Here is a 9,818-nt window from a genome sequence, read left to right as displayed (position 1 = left end):
GTGAGTGGTAAGGAGGGTTCTAACCCTCCTTACCACTCACGACCAGCCGCGGCAGGCCACCTGAACCGTGGCCTGTCACTCCGGGTCGGTGGGTGGGGCGGCGGGGAGGAGGAGGGTGAACGTGGGTGGGGCGGGGCGGCTGAGGCGGAGGCGGCCGCCCTCGGCTTCGGCGAGGCTGCGGGCCAGGCGGAGGCCGATGCCGTGGCCGCGGGGCGTCGTCGCGAACGGGTCCGTTTCGCCCAGGTCCGGGCCTTCGTCGGTGACGTCGATCGCCAGCGCATCCCCGGCGTCGCGGGCCAGGACCGTGACCGTGCCGCGGCCGTGCGTCACGGCGTTGTCCAGCAGGACGCCGAGCACCTGCCGGACCGCCGCGGCCGCCACGCGGGCCGCCGGGGGGTCCTGACGGCTGATCCGCAACTCCCGCCCCTGCGGCCCGAGCAGCGCTTCGCCCGTCTGCCGGACTTCCTCGAGGAGCGCGCCGAGGTCCAGCTCGGCCCGCGGCGCGCGGCGTTCGCGGCCCAGCGCCAGGAGGTCCTCGATGGTGCGTTCCAGCCGGTCGGCGGACGCGATACCGGCGCGGATGGCCGCGTACGGGTCCGCCGCCGGTGTCTCCAGCGCGGCTTCGAGCTGCAGGCGCAGCCCGGTCAGCGGCGTGCGCAGCTGGTGGGACGCCTCCGCGGAGAACGCGCGCTCGCGCTCCAGGGTCTCGCCGATCCGGGCCGCGGTGGTGTCCAGCGTCTCGCCGACCTGGTCGATCTCGGGGATGCCCGCGCGCGGCGACCGGGCCGTGAAGTCGCCGTCGCCGAGCCGCTCGGCCGTGACGGCGAGCTCCTCCAGGGGCCGGACGAGCCGCCTCGTGAACCGCCGGGCCAGCAGCCAACTGACCCCGGTCGTCACGACCGCGAGCCCGGTCATGCCGACCCAGGTCAGGATGATCTGCAGCCGCAGCTGGGACAGCGGCCGCGCGGCGCGGACCACGCCCGTCACCCGGGAGCCGCTGACCACCGGCACCGCCAGCGCCATTTCGTCGTCCTCGCGGCCGATGACGACGTCCACCGTGGCCTTGGCGGCCTGCCGCTCGACCGCGCCGGCGACGGCGGGCCCGTGCCCGGCGAGGAGCCGCCCGTCCGGGCTGTAGACCGCGACGTCGGCTTCGGCTTCGTCCTCGTCCTCGGCTCGCGGCACCACGGGCGGCAGGCCGGCGTTCAGCTCGTGGGACACGGAGAGTGCGGCGGCGTCCGCCGCCCGCTCCAGGTCACCCTTCGCGTCGTCGTGGTAGTACTGCCACACCGCGAAGCCCAGCGGCAACGCGAACAGCAGGGTGGCGACGAGTGCGGCCAGCACCGTCAGCGAGGTGATCCGGCGGCGCACGGCTACCCCTCGGCGGCGGTCCGGGCCGGGTCTTCCAGCCGGTAGCCGTGCCCGCGCAGGGTGGCGATCCGCGGCACCTCGTCCTCGGGCCCGGCGGCCGCCGACAGCTTGCGGCGCACCGCCGCGATGTGCACGTCCAGCGTCTTCGTCGAGCCGTACCAGTGCGCGTCCCAGACCTCGGACATCAGCGTCTCGCGGCTGACCGCGACGCCGGGCTGCTCGGCGAGCCGGGCCAGCAGGTCGAACTCCTTGGCGCGCAGCACCACCTCGCGCCCGCCCAGGGTGGCGCGGCGGCCGGCGATGTCGACGGTCAGCCCGCCGACGATCACCGGCGGCCGGGCCCCGGCCGGCGCGCCGCGCCGCAGGTGCGCCCGCACCCTGGCCAGCAGCTCGCCCAGCCGGATCGGCTTGGTGAGGTAGTCGTCCGCCCCGGCGTCGAGGCCGACGACGACGTCCATCTCCTCCTGCCGCGCGGTGAGGATGACGAGCACCGCGGCCGGCAGCGTGGCCCGCAGCCGGCGGCAGACTTCGACGCCGTCGAGGTCGGGCAGGCCGAGGTCGAGCAGCACGAGGTCGAAGTCGCCGGACTCGGCGGCCTGCAGGGCGCTCCGCCCGTCGCGGCACCAGCACACCTGGTGACCGTGCAGCCGGAGGGTCGATTCGAGCACGCTGCCGATCGCGGCGTCGTCTTCCACCACCAGCAGGTTCGGCATGCCGGGAAGCCTAACCAACGACGCGCCGGATTCCGTCCGGCTGTGGCCTATTCCGCCCGCGTGGCGAGGCCGATCTGCGATATCCGCACCGAAGCGGCGGCCAGGGCTTCGGTGAACGCAGCGACTTCGCCGGGCCCGAACCGGCTGCTGGGCCCGGTGATCGCGAGCGCGGCCAGCAGCCGCCCGTCGCCGTCGTGCACCGGCGCGGCAACGCTGGACGCGCCCGCCTCCGGCTCACCGTGGCTGACCGCAGCTCCCTCGGTGCCGTCGAGGACCCGCCCGGCGGCCCCGGATCCGAGCGGCAGCTCGTCCCCGACGCGGCCGACGTGCCGGATCGCCAGCGGCCCCTCCTGCTGCGCCACGCAGACCAGCACGGAGGTGCTGCGGACGTAGAGGTTCACGGTTTCGCGGCATTCCCGGGCCAGCTCCCGCAGCACCTGGCGGACCGGCTCGGGCAGCTGCCACGCCGTGTTCGCCAGCTGCGCCCACCGCAGCATCCCGGGCCCGACGGTGATCCGCCCGTCCGGCCGCGTCCACAGCAGGCCGCGCTGCTCGCAGGTGGCGACCAGCCGCAGCACGGTCGTCTTCGCCAGCCCGCTGGCCGCGGTGAGGTCCTTGACCGCCCAGACCCGGCGGTGTTCCGTGAAGAGGGCGAGCAGGTCGAACGCGCGAAGCACGCTCCGCACCGAACCGTCGTCGTCTGCCTTCATGAGCGACCCCCGTCCGCCTGATGGACCCAGAGTACCGCCAGGCGGACCGGCTCAGCCCACGTATCGCTCGAACGCCGCAACGGTCTCCGCGAGCACCTCCGCCCCCGGCCGGGCCCAGAGGTCCGCGTTGAACACCTCGACCTCGATCGGCCCGGCGTACCCCGCCGCCTCGACGGCCGTGCGCAGGTGGCGGTGGTCGATCGGGCCGTCGCCGGGCAGCGCCCGGCCGAGCAGCGGGTCCGGGAGCGGCACCAGGACGTCGCACACGTGGAACCCGGCGATGCGCCCGGCGGCCGCGGCGATCGACTCCTCGATCCGGGGGTCCCACCACACGTGGAACTCGTCCACGATCACCCCGACCTGCTCGGCCGGGTGCTCGAGCGCGACCGCCAGCGCCTGGTCCACAGTGGACAGCACCGACCGGTCCGCGCACTGCATCGGGTGCAGCGGCTCCAGGCCCAGCCGGACCCCGCGCTCGCCGGCGTACGGCGCCAGCTCGCCCACCGCGTCGGCGACGCGCTGCCGGGACGCGGCCAGGTCGTTGCCCGCGATTCCGCCCACCACCAGCACCAGCACGTCGGCGCCGAGCGTGGCGGCTTCGTCGATCGCCTCCCGGGTCTGCGCCACTCCGTCCACAGGGGACCCTTCCGGTGTCACGCCGGTGAAGAACCCACCGCGGCACAACGACGACACCCGCACACCGTGTTCCTCGAGCAGCCGCGCGGCCTCGTCGGCGCCGGTTTCGGCGACCTTGTCCCGCCACAGCCCGATCCAGCCGACGCCCGCCTCGGCGCAGCCGGCCACCGCCTCGGGCAGCGACCAGGACTTCGTGGTGATCTGGTTGAGGCTCAGCCGGGGATCCATCACGCCACCCCCGCCACCTGCAGCAGCGGCCGCATCCGGACCTCGGCCAGGTCGGGGTCGGCCAGCACACCCGCCTCGTCGGCCAGCCGCAGCAGCGTCGCCAGGTGGGTGATCGTGCGGGCGGACTCCTGGCCGGCGATCATCCGGAAGTGGTCCTGGTGGCCGTTGAGGTGGGCCAGGAACACGACACCGGTCTTGTAGTGCCGGGTCGGCGCGCGGAAGATCTCGCGCGACAGCGGCACGGTGGGGTCGAGCAGCGCGCGGAACCCGGCCTGGTCGCCGGCGTCGAGGCGGGCCAGCGCCGCCGCGGCGACCGGGGCGAGCGGGTCGAAGATGCCGAGCAGGGCTTCGCTGTGGCCTTCGGCGTCCCCGGCGATCAACGACGGGTAGTTGAAGTCGTCGCCGGTGTAGCAGGCGACGCCGTCCGGGAGCGCCCGGCGGAACTCGACCTCGACCTCGGCGTCGAGCACCGACACCTTGACCCCGGCGATCGCGTTCGCGTGCTCGGTGCAGAGCGCCGCCAGCTCGCGGGCAGCGGCGCGGACGTCGGCGTGACCCCAATAGCCGGCCAGCGCCGGGTCGAACTGCTCGCCGAGCCAGTGCAGCAGCACCGGGCCGCCCGCTTCGGACAGCAGTTTCCCGTACGCCGCGTGGTAGTCGTCCGGGCCCGTGGCCGCCGCGGCCAGCGCGCGGCTGGCCATCACGACCGGGACCGCGCCCGCGCCGGCGACCAGGGCGAGCTGCTCGCGCCAGGCGTCCACAATGGACGCGACGGTGGCCGGTCCTGGCGGCAGCTGGTCGGTGCCGACCCCGGCGCACCAGCGCCGCCCGGCCGCGACCGCGCCGGTGCGGGTCACCAGCTCCCGCGTCGTCGCCCAGTCGAGGCCCATGCCGCGCTGGGCGGTGTCCATCGCCTCCGCGACGCCGAGCCCGGATGACCAGAGGTGCTCGCGGAAGGCCAGCGTCTTGTCCCAATCCACGGCGTACGGCTCGTCGGCCCGCGCGTCCGCGACGACGTGCGCGGCGGCGTAGGCGGTGCGCGAGGCCGGCGGAGTCTTCGGGGGCGCGGGGGGCCGTGGCCCGGACGGCGACCAGTTCAGCAGCTCGCCGCCGGGCGCCGGGAGCACGAGCATCGAAGACCTCCGGAAGGGTCAGAAAGCGCTTTCTCAACCCACGGTAGGGCCTGTGCCGCGCCCGCGGCAAGGCCCGGTGGGGTCACCGCTTGGGGCGGCCGGTGCTTTCGCGCAGGACGACTTCGCCGGACAGCCGGACCGTCCGCGGCCGGGCACCCGCGGAACCCTTGATCGCCAGGTCCATCGCGCGTTCGCCGAGTTCCTCCAGTGGCAGCCGCACGGTGGTCAGCGCCGGGGCGAGGTCGCGGACCACCGGGATGTCGTCGAACCCGGCCACCGAGATGTCGCCGGGCACCGACAGGCCTTCCTCGCGCAACGCCGTCAGCGCGCCGATGGCCATCACGTCGGTGACGGCGAACAGGCAGGTCGGCAGCTTGCGCTTGCGGCCGGCGAGCAGCCGTTTCGTCGCCTCGTAGCCGCCGTCGCGGCTGAACGCGGCCTCGACGACGTCCTCTTCGCGCAGCTCGATGCCGTGCGCGGCGAGCTCGCCGGAGAACCCGGCCAGCCGGTCGATCACGGTGCTCAGCCGCCGCGGCCCGGCCAGCACGGCGAACCGCTTGTGGCCGAGGCCGGCCAGCTCCTTCGCCAGTGCCGCGGCGCCGCCCTTGTTGTCCGGCTGCACGGTGTCGATCTTGAGGCCGCGGTGCCTGCTGACCGCCGCGACCTGGCCACCGCCGCGCCGGTAGGGCTCCAGCTCGGCGGCCATCGCGCGTTCCCACGCCCGGTCTTCGAACGCCGAGCCGATGAGCAGGATGGCCGCGGCCCGCTGCGCCCGCAGCGTCGAGACGTAGGCGACTTCGCGGTCCGGGTCGCGGAACGTGCCGGCCAGCATGACGAGCAGCCCGTTGTCGGTCGCCACCCGCATCACCCCGCCGGCGATGGCCGCGAAGTACGGGTCGCTGACGTCGTGGCAGATCACGCCGACCGTGCGGTGCGTGCCGCCGGCGAGGGCCTGGGCGTGCGCGTTGGGGGCGTAGGCCAGTTCGGCCGCGGCGGCGGACACCCGCTCCCGCAGGTCGGCGCGGACGGACGCGGTGCCGTTGAGCACCCGCGACGCCGTCGCGAGCGAGACGTTCGCGCTGCGTGCCACGTCTTCGAGTGTCACGTGCGGCCGGGCCTTCATGGCTGGCTCCTCCAAGATCGGTCTCGAGTGTCTCGGCGTGCTCGGTCGGTGCAATCTACTGGGAGGGGGGTGTGCCGGGAGAAGCCGCTGCTCGGGGGACCTCCCCCGAACGAGTGAAAACCGGCGGGAAGATCGCGCGCTTTGCGTGTGTTGCAAACAAGGAGAACCTTCAAGTGGTGAGCCCGCCACTGCCGACGACCACGAAAGGAAGCACCGCATGTTGTTCGGTGACGAGCACGTCCGCCGCTACGAGGAGACCGATGGCGAGGTCGGCCACGAGTGGAAGGAAGGCGTCCCGACACTGGTCTTGACCACCACCGGCCGCAAGACCGGGCAGGAGCGCAAGTTCGCGCTGATCTACCAGGAAGTCGACGGGAACGCGGTGATCGTGGCCTCCAAGGGCGGCGCGCCGAACCACCCCGGCTGGTACTTCAACCTCGTCGAGCACCCCGAGGTCGGCGTCCAGATCAAGGCGGACAAGTTCAAGGCCCGCGCCCGCACCACGTCCGGCGAGGAGCGCGCGAAGCTGTGGGACAAGCTGGCCGCCGTCTGGCCGGACTACAACGAGTACGCCAAGAAGACCGACCGTGAGATCCCCGTCGTGGTGCTCGAGCGGCTCTGAAAGTTTTCGCTGTGATCTGCGCCGCGTTCGGCGCGGGCGGGGGCCGATCCGGCCGGTCGTGGGCTACGAATGACACTCATGGACCGCTGGACCGCCCTGGACCTCGAGGGTGAACTGCTCACCCGACGCCAGATGATCGCCTACGGCCGGCGCTTCGCCCGCGCCGGCCGTGGCGCCTGGTACAGCTTCGCCATCGAGGTGGTCTGGCAGTTCCTGGTCCAGTCCACCCGGTTCCGCGTGCGGGGCTCGCGCCACCTTCCCAAGACCGGCGGCGTGCTGGTGGCGTCCAACCACCTGTCGTTCGCCGACCCGACGACGCTCACGGCGTTCTGCCTCGCCGCCGGCCGCGTGCCGCGCTACCTGGCGAAGGCGTCGCTGTGGAAGGTGCCGGTGGTCGGCCGCGTGATGCGCTCGGGCCGCCACATCCCGGTCTACCGCGGCGCGGCGACGGCCGCGGAGGCCTACCGCGATCTCGTGGCGTCGGTGCGGGCGGGCGAATGCGTCGCGATCTTCCCGGAAGGCACGTTCTCGAACGACCCGGACGGCTGGCCGATGCGCGGCAAGACCGGCGTCGTGCGGGCGGCGCTGGAGACCGGGGCCCCGGTGATCCCGGTGGCCAACTGGGGGACCCACCACCTGCTGCCGTCGACGGCGAAGTTCCCGCGGGTGCTGCCGCGCAAGACCGTGGAGCTGCTCGCCGGGCCGCCGGTCGACCTCTCCGACCTCGTCGGGCGGGAGCTGACGCGCGAGGTGCTGGAGGAGGCCACGGCCCGGATCATGGCCGCGATCACCGAGCTGCTGTCCTCCCTTCGGGGGAAGCGGCCGCCGCTGGCTGCCTGATTTTGTCGGTGGTGGGTGAGAGCCTGCCGGCATGACGATTTCCGGGTTCTCCTACGAGCGGATCCCCGTCGGGGATGTGCACCTCGGCGTCGCGCAGTGCGGCGCCGGGCCACCCGTGGTGCTGCTGCACGGCTTCCCGCAAACCCACCTCGCCTGGCGCGAGGTGGCGGTGCCGCTGGCGCGCGACCACCGGGTGATCTGCCCCGACCTGCGCGGCTACGGCGGCAGCGACAAGCCACCGGGCGACTACTCGAAGCGGCGGCTGGCGGCGGACGTCGTCGAGCTGGCCCGTGCGCTGGGGCACGAGCGGTTCGCGCTGGCCGGCCACGACCGGGGTGCGCTGGTGGCGTTCCGGGCGGCGCTCGACCACCCGTCGGCGGTCGGTCACCTGGCGGTGCTCGACGTGCTCCCGGCCGTGGACCTGTGGGAGTCGCTGACGGGCACCGGCGGCGTGTTCGCGTTCCACCTGTTCCTGCTCGCGCACCCGCCGCCGCTGCCGGAGCGGATGCTGGGCGCGGCGCCGTCGGTGTTCTTCGGGCACTTCCTCGACGCCTGGGTGCGCGACCCCGCGGCGATCCCGCCGGAGGTCCGGGCGGCGTACCTCGAGGCGGCCTCGACGCCGGAGGCGATCGCGGCGGTGTGCGCGGACTACCGGGCGAGCGCGACGGTGGACGCGGAGCACGACGCGGCCGATCGCGCCGCCGGGCGGCGGCTGGCGATGCCGGTGGCCGCGCTGTGGCAGCGGCCGGTGGGCGAGCTGCCGTTCGACCCCGCGGCGGTGTGGGGCTCGTGGGCGCCCGACCTGCGGACGCACGTGCTGGATGGCAGGCACTTCCTGCCCGAGGAACGGCCGGAGGAGGTGGTCGCCGCCCTGCGCGAGCTCATCGCCGCGTGAGGTGCGGGCCGGGCGCCGTGTGAGGTGCGGGCCGGGGCGCCGTGTGAGGTCCGGGTCACCCCGCCCGACGCGGCCCGGAAGGGTAGCTTCGAGGCATGAGTGCACAACACTTTGATGTCGTCGTGCTGGGGGCCGGGGTGGGCGGCTACGTCGCGGCGATCCGCGCGTCCCAGCTGGGGCTGAGCGCCGCGGTGGTCGAGGAGAAGTACTGGGGTGGCGTCTGCCTGAACGTCGGGTGCATCCCGTCGAAGGCGCTGCTGCGCAACGCCGAGCTGGCGCACGTCGTCACGCAGGAGGCGAAGGCGTTCGGCATCTCCTCCGACAGCCCGATCAAGGTCGACTACACGGCCGCGTACGAGCGGAGCCGGAAGGTCGCCGAGGGGCGCGTCAAGGGCGTGCACTTCCTGATGAAGAAGAACAAGATCACCGAGTTCGACGGGCACGGCACGTTCGTCGACGACCACACCCTCGAGGTCAACGGCTCGCGGATCACGTTCGATCACTGCGTCATCGCGACGGGTGCGACCACCCGGCTGCTGCCGGGGACTTCGCGCAGTGAGCGCGTGGTGACCTACGAAGAGCAGATCCTGTCGAGCGAGCTGCCGTCGAGCATCGTCATCGCCGGCGCGGGCGCGATCGGTGTCGAGTTCGCCTACGTGCTGCACAACTACGGTGTCGACGTCACGATCGTCGAATTCCTCGACCGGATGGTGCCCCTGGAGGACGCCGAGGTGTCGGCGGAGCTGGCGCGCCGGTACCGCAAGCTCGGCATCAAGGTGCTGACGTCGACCCGCGTGGAGTCGATCGACGACTCGGGCTCGTCCGTGCGCGTGACGGTGTCCTCGGAGAAGAACGGCGAGCAGGTCCTCGAGGCCGACAAGGTCCTGCAGGCGATCGGCTTCCAGCCGCGCGTCGAGGGCTACGGCCTGGAGAAGACGGGCGTCGCCCTGACCGACCGCGGCGCGATCGCGGTGGACGGCCGCGGCCGCACGAACGTCGAGCACATCTTCGCGATCGGCGACGTGACGGCGAAGCTGATGCTGGCGCACGCGTCGGAGTCGATGGGCGTGGTGGCGGCGGAGACGATCGCGGGCGCCGAGACGATGGAGCTCGACTTCCCGATGATCCCGCGCGCGACGTACTGCCAGCCCCAGATCGCCAGCTTCGGCTGGACGGAGGAACAGGCCCGCGAGAAGGGCTTCGACGTCCAGGTGGCGAAGTTCCCGTTCACGGCCAACGGCAAGGCCCACGGCCTCGGCGACGCGGCCGGTTTCGTGAAGCTGATCAGCGACGCGAAGTACGGCGAGCTGATCGGCGGCCACCTGATCGGCCCGGACGTGACGGAGCTGCTGCCGGAGCTGACGCTGGCCCAGCAGTGGGACCTGACGGTGCACGAGGTTTCCCGCAACGTCCACGCCCACCCGACGCTGGGCGAGGCGGTCAAGGAAGCGATCCACGGCCTCGCGGGCCACATGATCAACATGTAGGGACGTCGAAGCGGAGCTCCGGCCGGTCCCAGCCGACCTTCGGTGGGTTGGCGGGGATCG

The 9,818-nt window shown here is 73.3% G+C and carries 10 protein-coding genes; 4 read left to right on the top strand and 6 right to left on the bottom strand.

Features of this window, described 5'->3' with window-relative positions; genetic code table 11:
* Positions 1–75 precede the first annotated feature (75 nt).
* From ACWEVN_RS15000 to ACWEVN_RS14975, 6 genes are all read right to left on the bottom strand, one after another.
* A complete protein-coding gene (locus ACWEVN_RS15000) occupies positions 76–1,371 on the bottom strand; it encodes a sensor histidine kinase (protein WP_452051598.1) in 1,296 nt (431 codons plus the stop codon).
* A gap of 2 nt (positions 1,372–1,373) precedes the next feature.
* A complete protein-coding gene (locus tag ACWEVN_RS14995) occupies positions 1,374–2,084 on the bottom strand; it encodes a response regulator transcription factor (RefSeq protein ID WP_452051597.1) in 711 nt (236 codons plus the stop codon).
* A 47-nt stretch (positions 2,085–2,131) separates the two neighbouring features.
* Positions 2,132–2,794 carry an IclR family transcriptional regulator gene (locus ACWEVN_RS14990; protein ID WP_449686377.1) on the bottom strand — a complete coding sequence of 221 codons (663 nt, stop codon included), beginning with the start codon at positions 2,792–2,794 and terminating at the stop codon, positions 2,132–2,134.
* Positions 2,795–2,845: 51 nt separating this feature from the next.
* Positions 2,846–3,658 (bottom strand): sugar phosphate isomerase/epimerase family protein, encoded by an 813-nt coding sequence (locus ACWEVN_RS14985; RefSeq protein WP_452051596.1) that lies wholly within the window; start codon positions 3,656–3,658, stop codon positions 2,846–2,848.
* On the bottom strand, positions 3,658–4,791 hold the full coding sequence (locus ACWEVN_RS14980; protein WP_452051595.1) for a DUF993 family protein: 1,134 nt from the start codon (positions 4,789–4,791) through the stop codon (positions 3,658–3,660). Before ACWEVN_RS14980 ends, ACWEVN_RS14985 begins: the two co-directional genes overlap by 1 nt.
* Positions 4,792–4,873: 82 nt before the next feature.
* Positions 4,874–5,914, bottom strand: a complete 1,041-nt coding sequence (locus tag ACWEVN_RS14975; RefSeq protein WP_449686380.1) for a LacI family DNA-binding transcriptional regulator — start codon at positions 5,912–5,914, stop codon at positions 4,874–4,876.
* Between the two features lie 217 nt (positions 5,915–6,131).
* Between ACWEVN_RS14975 and ACWEVN_RS14970 the strand changes: the two genes are divergently transcribed.
* The 4 genes from ACWEVN_RS14970 to lpdA all read left to right on the top strand — a co-directional run bounded on the left by ACWEVN_RS14970 (position 6,132) and on the right by lpdA (position 9,758).
* A complete protein-coding gene (locus tag ACWEVN_RS14970) occupies positions 6,132–6,536 on the top strand; it encodes a nitroreductase family deazaflavin-dependent oxidoreductase (RefSeq protein WP_310971327.1) in 405 nt (134 codons plus the stop codon).
* Positions 6,537–6,605: 69 nt separating this feature from the next.
* The gene (locus tag ACWEVN_RS14965) at positions 6,606–7,376 is read left to right on the top strand and encodes a lysophospholipid acyltransferase family protein (protein WP_449686381.1); all 771 of its coding nucleotides are present in this window, start codon (positions 6,606–6,608) and stop codon (positions 7,374–7,376) included.
* 31 nt (positions 7,377–7,407) lie between these two features.
* Positions 7,408–8,271, top strand: a complete 864-nt coding sequence (locus tag ACWEVN_RS14960) for an alpha/beta fold hydrolase (RefSeq protein ID WP_452051594.1) — start codon at positions 7,408–7,410, stop codon at positions 8,269–8,271.
* Between the two features lie 95 nt (positions 8,272–8,366).
* On the top strand, positions 8,367–9,758 hold the full coding sequence (lpdA, locus tag ACWEVN_RS14955) for a dihydrolipoyl dehydrogenase (protein WP_452051593.1): 1,392 nt from the start codon (positions 8,367–8,369) through the stop codon (positions 9,756–9,758).
* The last annotated feature ends 60 nt before the right edge of the window (positions 9,759–9,818 follow it).

This window comes from Amycolatopsis sp. NPDC003861, assembly GCF_053605405.1.
The sequence above is the reverse complement of the archived record's forward strand: the minus strand, read 5'-3'. Positions and strand labels throughout refer to the sequence as shown.